The following is a 15629-nucleotide window of genomic DNA, read 5'->3' as shown; positions in this document are numbered from 1 at the left end:
AAGAGGCAACTCATGTCCGACATCCTCTGGCAACCCCGCGCCGAGCGCATCGGCAAGACCCGCATGGAGGCCTTTCGGCGCTTCATCAATCAACGCCACCACCTGCACATCGACGACTACCCCGCCCTGCAACAATGGTCGATCGATCAGCGCCCGGATTTCTGGCAGGCCATCGTCGACTTCTTCGACATCCGCTTCCATGAGCAACCCGACGCGGTGCTGCTCGAAGGCCCGCAGATGCCCAGCGCCCAGTGGTTTCCCGGCGCGACCCTGAACTTCGCCGAACACCTGCTGAGCCGTCGCGACGATGCCGTGGCCGTGGTGGCCGTGGCTGAAAACGGTCAGCGTGAACACCTGACCTGGGCCGAACTGGCCGAGCATGTCGCCGGCTTCCAGAATGGCTTGATCGCGGCCGGTGTCGGCCTCGGCGACCGGGTGGCGGCGTGCATGCCCAACACCTGGCAAACCCTGGTGGCCATGCTCGCCACCACCAGCCTCGGGGCCATCTGGTCCTGCTCGTCGCCAGACTTCGGCACCCAGGGGGTGATCGACCGCTTCGGCCAGATCGAACCGAAAGTGCTCGTCACCTGCGCCGGCTATCGTTACGCCGGCAAGGAGATCGACCAGACCGCCAAGGTCAACGAAATCCTCGAACGCCTGCCGACCTTGCAGCAGTTGGTCATCGTGCCATACGCACAGCCCAGAACTCACATCGAAGACTTCCGTACCCCGGCCAACGTCACGCTCTGGGACGACTTCTATGACCCTGGCGGCGAACCGGATTTCGTCCCGGTGCCCTTCGCCCATCCGCTGTACATCCTCTACTCCAGCGGCACCACCGGCGTGCCCAAATGCATCATCCACAGCACCGGCGGCGTGCTGCTGCAGCACGTCAAGGAACACGGCCTGCATTGCGATCTCGGCCCCGGTGACCGCTTGTTCTACTACACCACCTGCGGCTGGATGATGTGGAACTGGCTGGTCTCGGCCCTGGCGGTGGGCAGCGCCGTGGTGCTGTACGACGGCTCGCCGTTCCAGCCGGATGCCGATCGCTTGGTCGATCTGATCGACGACGAGGGCATCACGGTATTCGGCACCAGCCCCAAGTACCTCGCCACCCTGCAAAGCAGCGGCGTGAAGCCTGCGCAAAGCCATGACCTGGGCAGCCTCAAGACCCTGCTCTGCACAGGTTCGGCGCTGTCGCCGCAGAGCTACGACTACGTCTATCGCGATTTCAAGGCCGACCTGTGCCTGGCGTCGATGTCAGGCGGCACCGACATCGTCTCCTGTTTCGTCAACGGCAACCCCTGGCAGCCGGTGCGCCGTGGCGAGATCCAGGGCAAGAGCCTGGGCATGGCCGTGGAGGTATGGAACGACCAGGGTCAACCGGTGATTGGTGAAAAAGGCGAGCTGGTGTGTACCCGGCACTTTCCGGCGATGCCCATCGGCCTGTGGCACGACCCCGACGGCGAAAAGCTCAAGGCTTCCTACTTCAGCCAGTTTCCCGGGGTCTGGGCCCAGGGCGACTACGCCGAACAGCTGCCTCATGGCGCGATGATGATCCACGGCCGTTCGGACGCGGTGCTCAACCCCGGCGGCGTGCGCATCGGTACCGCGGAAATCTATCGCCAGGTGGAAAAGGTCCCGCAGGTGCTCGACAGCGTGGCCATCGGTCAGCAATGGCAGGATGACGTACGGGTGGTGCTGTTCGTGCGCCTGCGCGATGGCGTGGAACTCGATGAGGCGTTGCAGCAGCAGATTCGCCAGGTCATTCGCGCCAACACCACACCCCGGCATGTGCCGGCGAAGATTGTCGCGGTCACCGACATTCCCCGGACCATCAGCGGCAAAGTCGTCGAGTTGGCGGTGCGCAATGTGGTGCACGGGGAAAAGGTGAAAAACACCGATGCGCTGGCCAATCCCCAAGCCCTCGAGCAATTCCGCAACCGCCCTGAACTCCAGGACTGAAACACCTGCAGGGGTTCGATTTCCATGGCAAAAAATATCTGTGGAGCATTCAATGATAAAAAAAATGACCTGAAGCAGGCCATCCAGCGTCTACTGCCCTGCAGGAATAGTAGAGGTCGCCACACCGAATCATGTTCAGGACAACCAGATGAACGCATCACCCACCGGCAGCGATGCCCAGGCCCTGATTGCCAGGCTCGACTGGGCGAGCAGCCCCCTGGGCGCCGCCGGCACCTGGCCGCAGAGCCTGCGTACCGCCGTGGACATCGTGATTCACTCGCCGATGCCGATGCTGCTGCTCTGGGGGCCGCAACTGACGCAGATCTACAACGATGGCTTCGCGCTGCTGGCCGGCAGCAAGCATCCGCACGCTTTCGGACAGCCAACCCACCTGATCTGGCCCGAATTGAAGGACTTTACCGACCCGATCTACAGCGCGGTCCTGCAAGGCCAGGTGCGAACCTACAGCGAACAGCGCTTCACCCTGCAGCGCGACGGCATCGATTCCGACTTCTGGCTTGACCTGACCTACAGCCCCATCCGCGACGAAAACGCCCAGGTCGCCGGCATCCTGGTCACTGCAATCGAAACCAATGAACGCCGGCGCATCGCCCTCGAACTGGAACAGCGCTCCGCCGCGAGCCTCAAGGCCCAGCAAGACACCGAGGAGCGCCTGCAACTGGCCCTCGCCGCCACCGACGCGGTCGGTACCTGGGACTGGGACATCAGTGAGGACCGCTTCATCGCCGACGCCCATTTCGCCCAACTGCACGGCATTGAACCGGCGCTGTCCGGCCAGTTGCCGATCAGCGAATACCTGCACGGCGTCCACCCGGAAGACCGCACCCTGATTGCCCGCAGCATCAAGCACTGCATTACCCACGGCACCGAATACGCCGAGGAATACCGTCTGTTGCTAGCCGATGGCCAGCTGCGCTGGGTGTTCGCCCGCGGCCGTTGCTACAAGGATCACCACGGCCGGCCGATCCGCTTCCTCGGCGCCGCCCTCGACCTGACCGAGCGCAAGAACACCGAGCAGGCCTTGCGCCAGAGCCAGACCGAGCTGCAGTTGATCATCAACGCCATGCCGATCCTGATCAGCTACGTCGACCGCGAGGAACGCTTTCGCCTGAACAACGCCGCCTACCTGGACTGGTATGGCCTCACGCCCCAGGAACTCTTCGGCCGCACCGTCCGCGAAGTGCTGGGCGACGAGGCCTATGCCCTGCGCGCCGGGTACATCGCCCAGGCCCTGGCCGGCAAGGCCTGCAGCTTCAGCATCAGCACCCCGCACCGCGATGGCAGCACCCGCCAGGCGCTGATGAATTACCTGCCGCGTCACGGCGCGGATGGCGCGGTAAATGGTTTCTACATCTTCGTCATCGACGAAACCGAGCGCAAACAGACCGAAGAAGCCTTGCGCAACCTCAACGAAACCCTAGAGGAACGGGTGAGCGCCCGCACCCGCCAACTGGCCGAGGCCAATGAAAAACTGCTCAGCGAGATGTTCGAACGCGAGCGCGCCGAAGAAGCCCTGCGCCATGCGCAGAAGATGGAAGCAGTGGGCCAGCTCACGGGCGGCATCGCCCATGACTTCAACAACATGCTCACCGGGATCATCGGCAGCCTGGACCTGATGCAACGCTACATTGCCGACGGCCGCGCCGCCGAAATCGCCCGTTTCACCGAAGCCGCGGTGTCCTCGGCCAACCGCGCCGCTGCCCTCACCCATCGGCTGCTGGCGTTCTCCAGGCGCCAGTCGCTGGATCGCAAGACGCTGAACGCCAATGACCTGATCCACTCCCTGGAGGACCTGCTCAGCCGAACCAAGGGCGACCATATCGAACTCAAGCTGCAACTGACCGAAGACGTGTGGCCGGTCAGTACCGACGTCAGTCAACTGGAAAACGCCCTGCTCAACCTGGTGATCAACGCCCGGGACGCCATGCCCGATGGTGGCCGGTTGTGCATCGAAACTGCCAATGTCTATCTCGACGGCAGTGACATCACCACCCTGGAACCGGTCAAGGCCGGGGATTACCTGATGATCGCGGTCAGCGACAACGGCACCGGCATGACCCCCAAGGTATTGGCCAAGGCGTTCGACCCGTTCTTCACCACCAAACCCATCGGCCAGGGCACCGGATTGGGCCTGTCGATGATCTACGGTTTTGCCCAGCAGTCCGGTGGACACGTGACCCTGTTCAGCATGCCCGGCCAGGGCACCAGCGTGCGCCTGTACTTGCCGCGACTGCTCGACGTTGAGCCGCAGGACGTGCTGTCGCCGGTGATCAGCGAAGCACCGTCGGCGATTGCCGGCGAAACGGTGGTGTTGGTGGAGGACGACCCGGCGGTGCGAATGCTGGTGTTCGATCTGCTCAAGGAGTTGGGTTATCACGCCTATGAAGCCGAAAATGCGAAGACGGCCCTGCCCTTGCTCGAATCCGACTTGCGAGTCGATCTGTTGGTCACCGATGTCGGGCTGCCCGGGATGAATGGCCGGCAACTGGCGGAGATTGCCCGTCAGCATCGCCCGGAACTGAAAGTGCTGTTCATGACCGGTTACGCGCAAATGGCCGCCGAACGCCAGGGCTTTCTCGAAGAAGGCATGGACATGGTGGCCAAACCGTTTTCCATCGATCTGCTGGCCAACAAGATTCGCACGATGATCGGTCAAGCGCAGTGAGTTAAGGCATAATCGCCCGCCCCGCTGTCACGACCGTTGCAAGGTACCTGCCCCATGAAAGCTCAAGCCCGCCATATCCTGGTGAAAACTTCGGAAGAAGCCGAACAACTCAAGCAACGCATCGCCAAGGGTGAAGCCTTCGATGTGCTGGCCAAGAAGTACTCCACCTGCCCGTCCGGCAAACGCGGCGGCGACCTGGGTGAAGTGCGGCCGGGGCAGATGGTCGGTGCGATCGATGCGGTGATCTTCAAGAAACCGCTGCGGGTGGTGCATGGGCCGATCAAGAGCAAGTTTGGGTATCACCTGGTGCAGGTGTTTTACCGCGACTGATGGGTTGGCTTTGGGGCCCCATCGCCAGCAGGCTGGCTCCCACAATGGATCTTCTGTGTCCACAAGGCCCTTGTGGGAGCCAGCCTGCTGGCGATCCGATGGCGCAGCCAGCGGCCATCCTCCACTTACCTGGGAATCAACGCCCCCGGCACCTGAATCACCCGACTCGCCAACCGATGCCCCGCCTCCGCCGCTTCAACCGGGCTCCCCCCCTTGAGCCGCGAAGCCAGGTACGCCGCGCTGAACGAATCCCCCGCCGCCGTGGTGTCCACCACCCGCTCGACCTTCTGCGCCGGCACTTCGAACGACTCGCCGTCACACCGAATCAAACACGCCTCGGCGCCGCGCTTGAGCACCACTTCAGGCGTGCCGATCTGCTCGTACGCTGCAAACACCGCCGCACAATCAGAGAAATGAAACAGCGCCTGCTCGTCATCGACAGTCAGCAGCGCTAGGTCGACATAGGGCAGGACCCTGCGATAAGCCGCCTGCGCCTCCTCCACCGAGGCCCACAAACGCGGGCGATAGTTGTTGTCGAAGACGATTCGGGCATCGCGCTGGCGGGCCTCGATCAGGGTTTCCAGCAATTTTTCCCGACCTTGTACGCCCAGCACCGCAAGGGTGATGCCGCTGAAATACAACACGTCGTAATCCGGCAGCGCCGCCAGGATCGGCGCGGCGGCCGGGGTGGTGAAGCAATCGCGCACCGCCGCTTCATTGCGCCAATAGAGAAAACGCCGCTCGCCGGCGGCGTCGGTCTGGATGCAATACAGCCCCGGCAAGCGACCGGGCAAGCGCTGGACCATGCCCAGGCCAATGTTTTCGCCGGCCCAACTCTGGCACATGGCATCGCTGAAACTGTCATCGCCCAGGGCGGTGACGTAATCCACCGTGCCGGCGGCGCCCAGTTCCCGGGACAGGTAGACCGCGGTGTTCAGGGTATCGCCGCCGAAACTCTGTTGCAGACTGCCGTCGGCGCGGTGCTGCAACTCGATCATGCATTCGCCGATCAGGGCGATGCGTGGGGTGTTGATGGTGTTCATTATTGTGGGGTCTCTGGTATTGCGATGTTGTCTGTCAGGGCCCCATCGCCAGCAGGCTGGCTCCCACAATGGATCTTCAGTTTCCACAAGACCCTTGTGGGAGCCAGCCTGCTGGCGATGGCCGCGCCGCGGTCGAAATCTTAGAAACAGGTTTCCATGTTCTCGATGACGTTCAACTGCTCATCCACCAGGCACCCCGTGCGCCACTTGTCGAACGTCAGGCACGGGTGCGAAGTGCCGAACGAAATGATGTCGCCCACCCGCAGATCAACCCCCGGCGCCACGGTCATGAAGGCATGCTGGTCCATCACGGCGGTGACCTTGCAGGCACTCACGTCATCGCCCTTGGCCGGCACCACACCGGCCTGGTAACGCAGCAACGGCACCGGCAATCCGGCGTCATAGGCCACGTCGCGCTTGCCCAGGGCAATCACCGCGAAGCCAGGTTCGGGCAACGACTGCACGTGCGCCCAGACTTCCAGCGCCGGGCGCAGGCCTTCCTGCAGATCGCTGCGACGGTCGAGCACGCAGCATTGCGCTTCCTTGTAGATGCCATGGTCGTGCGCCACATAACTGCCGGGGCGCAGGACGCTGAGGAAACGCCCGCCCGCGTTCTGCGCCTCGAACTCTTCGGCAATCAGGTCATACCAGGCCGAACCCGAAGCGGTGATGATTGGTTTGTTGATCGCGAAGGCACCGCTGTCCTGCAACTGCACCGCCAGACGCACCAACGAGCCTGCGAACGCGCGGATGCCGCTCACCGCGTGATCGCCGTGGATCACGCCTTCATACCCTTCGATCCCGGTCAGCGCCAAGGCCGGTTGCGCGGCGATCGCCTTGGCCAGGTCCAGGACTTCCTGTTCGCTGCGGCAACCGCAACGACCGCCAACCACGCCGTATTCGATCATCACGTTCAGGCGCACGCCACGGGAAGCGAAATAGGCGCCGAGATCGGCGACGTTGTCCGGGTGATCGACCATGCAATAGAAGTCGAACGCCGGGTCCGCCAGAAGATCGGCAATCAACGCCATGTTTGGTGTGCCGACCAGCTGGTTGGCCATCAGCACCCGGTGCACGCCGTGGGCGTAGGCCGCACGGGTTTGCGTGGCGCTGGCCAGGGTGATGCCCCAGGCGCCGGCGTCCAGTTGCCGGCGAAACAGCGCCGGGGTCATGCTGGTCTTGCCGTGGGGCGCCAGTTCAGCGCCGCTGTTGCTGACAAAGTCCTGCATCCAGCGGATGTTGTGTTCCAGCGCTTCGCGATGCAGCACCAGCGCCGGCAGGCTGACGTCGCGCACCAGGTTGGCGCCGGTGTGGGCAAAGCCCTTTTCCACGGCGGCAGTATTTTTCGCAGAAGACATGGTCGAACTCCTCACATTCGCGGCCGCAGGCAGCCGCTGTTATTCGTTGATGCGACGGGCCAGGCTGTTGGCGCTGTCGATCAGCACCCGGCGGTAGTCGTTGTAATTGTTCCTGGCATCGGCCCGGGGGGCGACGATGCACAGGGTTGCGATGGCCACGCCATTCGGGTCTTTGACCGGGGCGGCGAAACAATGGGTAAAGGTGTCGGCCACGCTATCGAAGGAGAAAAACCCGTCGATACCGGCCTGGCGTATTTCCTTGAGAAACTGCTCCAGCGGCAAGCGTTCACCGTTGGGCAGGATGAAGTCGTCGTGGTCGATCAGGTCGACGATTTCCTGGTCGCTCAAATGCGCCAGCAACAGGCGCCCGGACGCGGTCCAGGGAATGGGCGCGTTTTCGCCGATGTCCGAGGAAATGCGGAAATGCCGCTCGCCCTCCTTCATCAGCGCCACGGTATATTTACGCCCGTTGAGCAGGCACATCTGCGCGGTTTCATGGGTCTGGCTGACGATGTCCTGCAGGGCGTGATCGGCCTCGCGGCTCAGGTCGAAATGGCGCAGGTGCGCCTGCCCGAGGAAGTACAGCTGGCGACCGAGGTAGACGTGACCGTCCCTGCCCACCGGCTCGAGGATCCGCCGTTCGAGCAACGAGGCCACCAGCTCGTAGACCGTGGATTTGGGGCTGCCGATGCCGCTGGCAATGTCGTTCGGGCGCAGGGGCTGGCCGATCTCCTTGAGGAAATCGAGGATATCGAACGCCCGGTCCAGACCGCGTGCCCGGCGCTTGATGGTGTCTTCGGTCATGTCAGTGGTTCCCCTTCAAAATCCCGGGAGTTTACCGAGAGTGCGGTGGCGACTGTTAGGCCGCCATCGCCAGCAGGCTAGCTCCCACAGGGAAACGCATTCCAAATGTGGGAGCCAGCCTGCTGGCGATGAAGCCACCTCGGTTCAGGCCTTTTTCTTGTACGCGATGCAGTCGATCTCGACCTTGCAGTCAACCATCATGTTCGCCTGCACACAGGCCCGCGCCGGAGCATGTTCAGGCTTGAAGTACTCGCCGAAGACCTTGTTGAAACTGGTGAAATCCCGCGGATCCTCCAGCCATACGCCAACACGCACCACATCTTCCAGGCCGTAACCGGCCTCCTGGAGAATCGCGACCAGGTTCTTCATGGTCTGGTGGGTCTGCTCGACAATGCCGCCAGTGATGATCTCGCCGTCCACCGCCGGCACCTGCCCGGAAACGTGCAGCCAGCCATCGGCTTCAACGGCGCGGGCGAAAGGGCGAGGCTGGCCGCCCGCGGCGGTGCTGCCGGTGCCGTAACGAGTAATGCTCATGGGTGTTTCTCCTGATTGAAAATCGAGTGTTTAAAACCGCGTGCTTTTGAGAAATTCAGCCAGACGCGGTGACTGCGGGCGTTCGAACAGATCCTTGGGCGACCCCTGCTCCTCGATACGCCCCTGGTTCATGAAGACGATCTTGTCCGAGACCTCGAAGGCGAAGCGCATTTCGTGGGTCACCAGCAGCATGGTCATGCCGTCTTCGGCCAGGCCCTTGATCACGCTGAGCACTTCGCCCACCAGTTCAGGGTCCAGCGCCGAGGTGACTTCGTCGAACAGCATCAGGCTCGGGTTCATCGCAATCGCCCGGGCAATCGCCACGCGCTGCTGCTGACCGCCGGACAACTGCCCGGGAAAATGATCGCGGCGCTCCAGCAGGCCGACCCGCTCCAGCCATTTTTCCGCCAGGGCCACCGCTTCGTCCTTGTGCAGCTTCTTGACCTTGAGCAGACCCAGGGTGACGTTCTGCAGCGCGGTCAGGTGCGGGAACAGGTTGAATTGCTGGAATGCCATGCCGGTCATGGCCCGATGCCGGGCGATGACCTTCTCCGGGTGGCGGATGCGCTTGCCGTTGACTTCGTCATAGCCGATGGATTCGCCGTCGAGCAGGATCTGCCCGCCCTGGAATTCTTCGAGCATGTTCACGCAGCGCAACAGCGTGGTCTTGCCCGAACCGCTGGAACCGATCAGCGTCACCACGTTGCCGCGCTGCATGCTCAGGTCGACGCCCTTGAGCACTTCGAGCTGGTCGTAACGCTTGTGCAGGCCGCGGATGTCCAGCAGCGGCTGGCCGTGTTGTGCGTGGGTTTGAGTCTGAGTCATGGCAAGGCCACCCGCTTTTCAATGTGCCGGCCGAGTAACTCGATGCCGTAGTTGATGACGAAGAACAGGAATCCGGCGAACAGGTAGAACTCCAGGGTCATGAAATTCCGGGCGATGATCTGCTGGGTGCTGAGCAGCAGCTCGGCCACGCCGATCACCGACAACAACGTCGACGCCTTGACGATCTCGGTGGACGAGTTGACCCAGGTCGGCAGGATCTGCCGCATCGCCTGGGGCAACAGCACGTAGCCGAGGGCCTGGTAAAACGTCAGGCCGATGGCCTGGCTCGCCTCCATCTGCCCGCGCGGCAAGGCCTGCAACGCACCGCGCACGATTTCGGCGACGTGTGAGCCGCAAAACAGCGTCAGCCCCAACGCTCCGGCCTGGAACGCGCTGATCTGCCAGCCCAGTGCCGGCGCCATGTAGAAACAGGCCAGCACCAGCACGAACACCGGCGTACCGCGAATCACATCAACGTAAAAACGAAACGGTGCGCGCATCCAGAACTTGCCGTAGGTCAGCACCAGGCCAGCGAACACGCCGAGCAGCGTGCCCAGCAAAATCGCCAGCGCAGACACCTGCACGCTGGTCAGGAAGCCTTGCCAGAGCGGCTCACGCGCGACCCATAACTCATGCAACCAACTGGGAGATTCGTACATGGGGGGCCTCCTATCGGCGGATCGCCAGGCGCTGCTCGAGGTAGCGCAGCATCATGGCAATGAGGTAGCAGGCCGCCACATAAAGCGCCGTGGTCACCAGCCAGGTTTCAATCACCCGGTAGCTCTCGACATTGATCTTGCGCGCGTAATAAGTCAGCTCCGGCACGGCGATCGCGGCCGCCAGCGAGGTGTCCTTGAACAGCGAAATGAAGTTGTTCGACAGCGCCGGCAACACATTGCGCAGCATCACCGGCACGGTGACGTAGGCCTTGACCTGCCATTCGCCCAGGCCGATGGCCAGGCCGGCTTCGCGCTGGCCCTTGGGAATGCTCAGCAGACCGCCGCGGAACACTTCGGTCAGATAGGCCCCGGCGTACAGCGACAGGGTGATGATGAACGACGGAATCTTGTCCAGGCGAATCCCCAGGCTCGGCAAGGCGAAGTAGATCAACAGGATCAACACCAGGATCGGCGTGTTACGGATCACCGTGACATACACCGAAGCCAGCACCCGCAACGCGCGATGCTTCGACAGCAAGGCAAACGCCATCAGCAGGCCGATCACGCAGCCAATGGCGATCGACATCAGCGCCAGTTCAAGGCCCAGGCCGAGCCCCGCCAGCAAGCTGTCGAAATCGCGCCATACGGCGGCAAAGTTCAACTGATAATTCATGGTCGGCAGTACCTTGAGCGGGGCGCGAACGCCCCGCCCTCACGGGATCATTTGAATTCGGCGGGAAAACCGATGGCTGGCGTCGGCAGGTCGACACCGAACCACTGCTTGAACGACGCCGCGTAGGTCGGGAACTCAACGCCGGTCATGGCTTCATGCAGGGTGGTATTGACGAAGTTCAGCCAGTCCTGATCGCCGCGCTTGACCGCGCAGGCATAGGTTTGCGGGCTCCAGGCATAAGCCGGGCTCCGGTAGCGGCCAGCGTTCTGCACCATCAGGTACTTCACCGAAGACTGGTCGGTGGCCGCCGCATCGGCACGGCCGGAGTTCACCGCCTGGTACATCAGGTCGACGCTGTCGTACTGATCGACCTTGGCCTTGGGCAGTGCCTGGTGCACCAGCTCTTCGGCGTAGACGTTTTGCAGCACCGCCACGGTAACGCTGTCCCCCGCGGCTCGCATGTCGTCGATTTCCTTGTACTTGCTGTTGGCCGGCAACAGCAGGCCGACGCCTTCACGGTAGTACGGCAGCGTGAAGGCCACCTGCTGGGCACGGCTGGCGGTCACGGTGATGAACTGGCAGCTCATGTCGACCTTGTCGGTCAGCAGGTTGGGGATCCGCGCATCGGACGACTGCACCACGAACTCGACCTTGCTCGGGTCGTTGAACAGGCCTTTGGCGACCATGCGCGCAATATCGATATCAAAGCCCTGCAACTTGCCATCCGCCCCCTGGAAATGCCAAGGCGCGTTGGTACTGCCGGTGCCCACGATCAGCTTGCCGCGGGCAAGAACACTGTCGAGCTTGCCGTCCGCCGCCTGGGCCACGCCCACGACTGCAGCAGACGCTGCAAAAAGAAGAACACACGCTTTGAACAAGGAAGGTCGGCGATGCATGGCAAGCACTCCAGGGTGATGTTTATTCCGCTATACCGGAATACGGTATGTAACAACGGAATAGACAGCAGAAAGTGTGCCACAGGTTGTGGACGAGATGTAGGGGGAATGAAAAGTGTTTTGAATCAGGTGGATGCGTGAAAACCGGGAAACAACTCAGCGAAAGGGACGATTTTAGAAGCGCTACCGTTGGCTACGGGGGGCGGGTAGCAGGTTCACAACTAGTGCGCCCTTGCTTGTGAAACGAGCAGTCACGCAGCGATTACTTAGCGGGTGCCAGCGTCTTTATACACATCACCCCGCTCTCTTTTTCCGATCGCAATGACAGTCACCACCAGCACTTCATCCACGACCCGATAAACCAATCGATATCCGGCACTGCGTAGCTTGATCTTGTACGCGTTTCCTAGACCGCTCAGACGGTCCGCCGGTACGTGTGGATTGACCAGTCGCTCTTGAAGCTTCTTTTTGAACTGCTCTCGAAGATTTACCCCCAGCTTCCTCCACTCCTTCCAGGCCTTTTCGGAAAACTCCAACTCATAGGTCATCAATCGAAACCTTTATCGTCGGATCGTTTTCTCGCTCTCTACAAAGGGCAACCAACTCCAGATCTTCTAACCGGTTCATCATCGCCTCGTATTCTTTGGCCGGGACGCAATAGAACGCGGGCTCGTTGCGGTTGAGGATCGCGACGGACGACCCTCCACCGGCTGCGACTGTACCCATCGGGTTTTTCTTGAGCTCCGAGATACTCGCTACTACATGCGAAAGCACGATATGCGGCATGAAAGTGTTCCTTAGAGTGCTATTAGAAGTGCTAAAAATAGCACTCGCAAGCAAATCTGACCTCACTACTTTTGCCATAAGACCCCTTAATATCGATTGTTGAGAACGTGCAAAAGTTAGCACTTTGTGCGCTTCTCAGTTTCCGAGAGTCCTATGGGGCAAGTCCTGAAGTCAGGTGAGGGAGTGTCTGAACTTCTGTAGGAAAATTCTCCAGAACGCGGCACTCGATCCACACAAGGCCCGGCAATGAATCAACCGCCCAAACGCACCAGAGATACCCGCGTCACCCGCCGCTCTTCAACCGACATGACGGTCAACCGCCAACCTTCCCACTCGTGGCTATCCCCGATCATCGGCAGCCGATCCAGCAGGCTCACCACCAAACCGGCCAGGGTTTGATAGTCGTCGGTCGGTTGTGCCGCAAACCCGGTCCGCTGATGCACCCGCGCCAGGTTCAATGCGCCGCTGACCACGAAACCGCCCTTCTCCTCGACCACGTCCGGGCCTTCGATTTCGCTGGCGTCGGGCAGCTCACCGGCTATCGATTCAAGAATGTCGGTCATGGTCAACACGCCGACGAAGTCACCGAACTCATTGACCACGAACGCGATGTGGGTCGAGGCCTTGCGCATCTGTTCCAGGGCATTGAGGATCGAATAGCTGTCCAGCAGGTTGATGGTCTGGCGCGCCAGGTGTGCAAGATCGGGCTGGTTGCCGCCCAGGTATTCCTTCAACAGCTCCTTCTTGTGTACGAAGCCCAGTGGCTCATCCACCGCGCCGTCGCGAATCAGCGGCAGCCGCGAGTAGGACGAATGCATCAGCCTTGTACGAATCGCCTCGGCGTCTTCAGCCAGGTCGATGTGATCGACGTCGGCGCGTACGGTCATCAAGCTGCGGATCGGCCGCTCGGCCAGTTGCAGGACACCACTGATCATCACCCGCTCACGACGATCGAACAGCTGTTCGCCCGGGGCCTCACCGTTATCCAGCATGTCGGCAATGTCTTCACCAACCTCTTCCACCGCCAACTTGCGCCCGCCGAGCAAGCGCATCACCGCATGGGCGGTACGCTCACGCATCGGTCGCAAGCCCTGCATCGAGCGCTTGCGGCGTGCCCGGGCGATCTGGTTGAACACTTCGATCAGGATCGAGAAACCGATGGCCGCGTACAGATAACCCTTTGGAATGTGGAAGCCCAGGCCTTCGGCGGTCAGTGCAAAGCCGATCATCATCAGGAAGCCCAGGCACAGCATGATCACTGTGGGATGCGCGTTGACGAAGCGGGTCAACGGCTTGCTGGCGACGATCATCAGGCCAATGGAAATGATCACCGCGATCATCATCACAGCGAGCTCGTCGACCATGCCCACTGCGGTAATCACCGCATCGAGGGAGAACACCGCATCGAGCACCACGATTTGCGCCACGATGGGCCAGAACAGCGCGTAAGTCGTGTTGGACGTGCGCTCGCCGACATGGCCTTCGAGCCGTTCATGCAGCTCCATGGTCGCCTTGAACAACAGGAACACACCGCCGAACAGCATGATCAGGTCACGCCCCGAGAAGCTCTTGTCGAATACCTCGAACAGCGGCTGGGTCAGGGTCACCAGCCAGGAAATACTCGCCAGCAGGCCCAGGCGCATCAACAAGGCCAGGGACAGCCCGATGATTCGCGCGCGGTCGCGCTGTTCGGGTGGCAATTTATCCGCCAGGATCGCGATGAACACCAGATTGTCGATGCCCAGCACCAGCTCCAGCACAATCAACGTCAACAAGCCCAGCCACGCGGTGGGGTCAGCTAACCATTCCATTTAAACGTCTCGATCTCTTCAGTGAATTCAGAATGCCGGGCACGGCAAGGCACGGCGCAGAGGCCGGGGAAGTGCAATGACAGGGAGATCGGGACGCCAGAAGACCGGATGTTTCGCGTACATCAAGACCGCGCGTTGGCGCGAGGGGAAAGGATAACTGGGGGGCTCCGTAAGGGTGTTCATGCAAGTCCTGAAAAGGAAAAAGGACTTGAATCGTACAGGCGATAGAGACAATTCCTACAGCTGGAAACTATTTCAAGATCTGTAGCAACCCTGGAGTTGTGTTGCTCTGGAGGCGATGCTTTTCAACCATTCTTCACTCGCTCGATGTACCGCACCACAGCAGGGGACTTTTCGAACCGCCGATGAATCAACGCCAGCCATGACGATGCCTTGCAGTCGTTGATCTGGCGATAAACCACATTCGGCAAACTGACGTGGCCGACCACCGACTCCGGCACCACCGCCACGCCCTGCTCCAGGGAAACCAAGGCAATCACCGCCACCAGCCCACCGGGCTGCGCACCGAGTTTCGGGACGAAATGACCTTGGGAAGCGACTTGCAATGTACCCACGACCTGTTCCGGGAGAATGAAGTTTTCATTCTGTAAATGCGCCGAATTGATCACCGGCAAACGGTTCAGCCACGAGTCGACCGGCAACGCCAACACAAAGCCTTCGTCGCTCAACTGCACAGCCTCGATGCCCTCGGGCAGGGCCAGCGGGCAACGGATATAGCCCAGGTCGAAGCGCCCTTCAAGGATCATGTTCGCCAGGCTGGCCATGGGGCTTTCCCGCACATTGAGGCTGACATCCGGGTACTCGGCGGCAAATCCCTGCACCTGTTTTTGCAGCAGCCCCGAATACACCGCCGACGCGACATAACCCAGTTCGATGTGGCCGATATCGCCACGCCCGGCACGTTGGGCGTTTTGCTGGGCGTATTCGAATTGCCGCACCGTCGCCTCGGCTTCGATCAACAGTGCGGCGCCGGCTTCGGTCAAGCTGACTTCACGGGTCTGGCGCACGAACAGGCGCGTGCCCAGTTCGTTTTCCATGTCCTGGATCTGCCGAGTCAAGGTCGGCGGTGCGATGCCGAGTTGCTCGGCGGCGCGAGTGAAGTTGCCTTGCCGGGCAACAGCGAGGAAATAGCGGAAATGACGGATATCCATCGATGCATTAGCTCAAAGGTAATGAAGTGACGGTGCGCGCCTAACAAAGGCCGCGTCAGCCAGCGATAAGCTGCACTCAACCTC

General features: G+C 61.3%; 15 protein-coding genes. 3 read left to right on the top strand and 12 right to left on the bottom strand.

Annotation, left to right across the window (positions count from 1 at the left end; translation table 11 throughout):
* Nucleotides 1-12: 12 nt before the first annotated feature.
* The 3 genes from NPS56_RS18610 (at nucleotide 13) to NPS56_RS18600 (ending at nucleotide 4984) form a co-directional block, all read left to right on the top strand.
* Entirely contained in the window at nucleotides 13-1968 is a 1956-nt protein-coding gene (locus NPS56_RS18610; RefSeq protein ID WP_274075959.1) for an acetoacetate--CoA ligase, read from the top strand.
* A gap of 148 nt (nucleotides 1969-2116) precedes the next feature.
* Nucleotides 2117-4654: a PAS domain-containing hybrid sensor histidine kinase/response regulator gene (locus tag NPS56_RS18605; protein ID WP_274075958.1), complete on the top strand. Its 2538-nt coding sequence runs from the start codon at nucleotides 2117-2119 to the stop codon at nucleotides 4652-4654.
* 54 nt (nucleotides 4655-4708) lie between these two features.
* Nucleotides 4709-4984: a peptidylprolyl isomerase gene (locus NPS56_RS18600; protein ID WP_007933743.1), complete on the top strand. Its 276-nt coding sequence runs from the start codon at nucleotides 4709-4711 to the stop codon at nucleotides 4982-4984.
* A 125-nt stretch (nucleotides 4985-5109) separates the two neighbouring features.
* Here the strand turns inward: NPS56_RS18600 and NPS56_RS18595 are convergent, their stop codons facing one another.
* The 12 genes from NPS56_RS18595 to NPS56_RS18540 form a co-directional block, all read right to left on the bottom strand.
* Nucleotides 5110-6027 carry a sugar kinase gene (locus tag NPS56_RS18595; protein ID WP_274075957.1) on the bottom strand — a complete coding sequence of 306 codons (918 nt, stop codon included), beginning with the start codon at nucleotides 6025-6027 and terminating at the stop codon, nucleotides 5110-5112.
* Nucleotides 6028-6167: 140 nt separating this feature from the next.
* Nucleotides 6168-7385, bottom strand: coding sequence for an amino acid deaminase (locus NPS56_RS18590; protein WP_274075956.1), 1218 nt, complete (start codon nucleotides 7383-7385; stop codon nucleotides 6168-6170).
* Nucleotides 7386-7424: 39 nt separating this feature from the next.
* Nucleotides 7425-8189: an IclR family transcriptional regulator gene (locus NPS56_RS18585; RefSeq protein WP_274075955.1), complete on the bottom strand. Its 765-nt coding sequence runs from the start codon at nucleotides 8187-8189 to the stop codon at nucleotides 7425-7427.
* Nucleotides 8190-8333: 144 nt separating this feature from the next.
* Nucleotides 8334-8723, bottom strand: coding sequence for a RidA family protein (locus NPS56_RS18580; protein ID WP_274075954.1), 390 nt, complete (start codon nucleotides 8721-8723; stop codon nucleotides 8334-8336).
* 30 nt (nucleotides 8724-8753) lie between these two features.
* On the bottom strand, nucleotides 8754-9548 hold the full coding sequence (locus NPS56_RS18575; protein WP_274075953.1) for an amino acid ABC transporter ATP-binding protein: 795 nt from the start codon (nucleotides 9546-9548) through the stop codon (nucleotides 8754-8756).
* Nucleotides 9545-10207 (bottom strand): amino acid ABC transporter permease, encoded by a 663-nt coding sequence (locus NPS56_RS18570; RefSeq protein WP_274075952.1) that lies wholly within the window; start codon nucleotides 10205-10207, stop codon nucleotides 9545-9547. Before NPS56_RS18570 ends, NPS56_RS18575 begins: the two co-directional genes overlap by 4 nt.
* A gap of 10 nt (nucleotides 10208-10217) precedes the next feature.
* Nucleotides 10218-10880, bottom strand: coding sequence for an amino acid ABC transporter permease (locus tag NPS56_RS18565; RefSeq protein ID WP_274075951.1), 663 nt, complete (start codon nucleotides 10878-10880; stop codon nucleotides 10218-10220).
* A 47-nt stretch (nucleotides 10881-10927) separates the two neighbouring features.
* Complete coding sequence (locus tag NPS56_RS18560; protein ID WP_274075950.1) at nucleotides 10928-11776, bottom strand: transporter substrate-binding domain-containing protein; 849 nt, start codon at nucleotides 11774-11776, stop codon at nucleotides 10928-10930.
* A gap of 266 nt (nucleotides 11777-12042) precedes the next feature.
* Nucleotides 12043-12324 (bottom strand): type II toxin-antitoxin system RelE family toxin, encoded by a 282-nt coding sequence (locus tag NPS56_RS18555; RefSeq protein ID WP_274075949.1) that lies wholly within the window; start codon nucleotides 12322-12324, stop codon nucleotides 12043-12045.
* On the bottom strand, nucleotides 12314-12562 hold the full coding sequence (locus NPS56_RS18550) for a type II toxin-antitoxin system Phd/YefM family antitoxin (RefSeq protein WP_274075948.1): 249 nt from the start codon (nucleotides 12560-12562) through the stop codon (nucleotides 12314-12316). The genes NPS56_RS18555 and NPS56_RS18550 overlap by 11 nt, the downstream gene beginning before the upstream one ends.
* A gap of 251 nt (nucleotides 12563-12813) precedes the next feature.
* A complete protein-coding gene (locus NPS56_RS18545; protein ID WP_274075947.1) occupies nucleotides 12814-14373 on the bottom strand; it encodes a TerC family protein in 1560 nt (519 codons plus the stop codon).
* Between the two features lie 305 nt (nucleotides 14374-14678).
* Nucleotides 14679-15545 carry a LysR family transcriptional regulator gene (locus NPS56_RS18540; RefSeq protein ID WP_274075946.1) on the bottom strand — a complete coding sequence of 289 codons (867 nt, stop codon included), beginning with the start codon at nucleotides 15543-15545 and terminating at the stop codon, nucleotides 14679-14681.
* Nucleotides 15546-15629: the final 84 nt, after the last annotated feature.

Source organism: Pseudomonas putida, from assembly GCF_028682635.1.
GTDB lineage: Bacteria > Pseudomonadota > Gammaproteobacteria > Pseudomonadales > Pseudomonadaceae > Aquipseudomonas > Aquipseudomonas putida_AE.
Note: the sequence above shows the minus strand (reverse complement) of the source record. Positions and strands in the feature narration are given on the sequence as shown.

Bases quoted from the DNA above. Each gene is read 5' to 3' on its own strand.
- NPS56_RS18610 (WP_274075959.1), top strand. From the start codon at position 13: ATGTCCGACATCCTCTGGCAACCCCGCGCCGAGCGCATCGGCAAGACC.
- NPS56_RS18605 (WP_274075958.1), top strand. From the start codon at position 2,117: ATGAACGCATCACCCACCGGCAGCGATGCCCAGGCCCTGATTGCCAGG.
- NPS56_RS18600 (WP_007933743.1), top strand. From the start codon at position 4,709: ATGAAAGCTCAAGCCCGCCATATCCTGGTGAAAACTTCGGAAGAAGCC.
- NPS56_RS18595 (WP_274075957.1), bottom strand. From the start codon at position 6,027: ATGAACACCATCAACACCCCACGCATCGCCCTGATCGGCGAATGCATG.
- NPS56_RS18590 (WP_274075956.1), bottom strand. From the start codon at position 7,385: ATGTCTTCTGCGAAAAATACTGCCGCCGTGGAAAAGGGCTTTGCCCAC.
- NPS56_RS18585 (WP_274075955.1), bottom strand. From the start codon at position 8,189: ATGACCGAAGACACCATCAAGCGCCGGGCACGCGGTCTGGACCGGGCG.
- NPS56_RS18580 (WP_274075954.1), bottom strand. From the start codon at position 8,723: ATGAGCATTACTCGTTACGGCACCGGCAGCACCGCCGCGGGCGGCCAG.
- NPS56_RS18575 (WP_274075953.1), bottom strand. From the start codon at position 9,548: ATGACTCAGACTCAAACCCACGCACAACACGGCCAGCCGCTGCTGGAC.
- NPS56_RS18570 (WP_274075952.1), bottom strand. From the start codon at position 10,207: ATGTACGAATCTCCCAGTTGGTTGCATGAGTTATGGGTCGCGCGTGAG.
- NPS56_RS18565 (WP_274075951.1), bottom strand. From the start codon at position 10,880: ATGAATTATCAGTTGAACTTTGCCGCCGTATGGCGCGATTTCGACAGC.
- NPS56_RS18560 (WP_274075950.1), bottom strand. From the start codon at position 11,776: ATGCATCGCCGACCTTCCTTGTTCAAAGCGTGTGTTCTTCTTTTTGCA.
- NPS56_RS18555 (WP_274075949.1), bottom strand. From the start codon at position 12,324: ATGACCTATGAGTTGGAGTTTTCCGAAAAGGCCTGGAAGGAGTGGAGG.
- NPS56_RS18550 (WP_274075948.1), bottom strand. From the start codon at position 12,562: ATGCCGCATATCGTGCTTTCGCATGTAGTAGCGAGTATCTCGGAGCTC.
- NPS56_RS18545 (WP_274075947.1), bottom strand. From the start codon at position 14,373: ATGGAATGGTTAGCTGACCCCACCGCGTGGCTGGGCTTGTTGACGTTG.
- NPS56_RS18540 (WP_274075946.1), bottom strand. From the start codon at position 15,545: ATGGATATCCGTCATTTCCGCTATTTCCTCGCTGTTGCCCGGCAAGGC.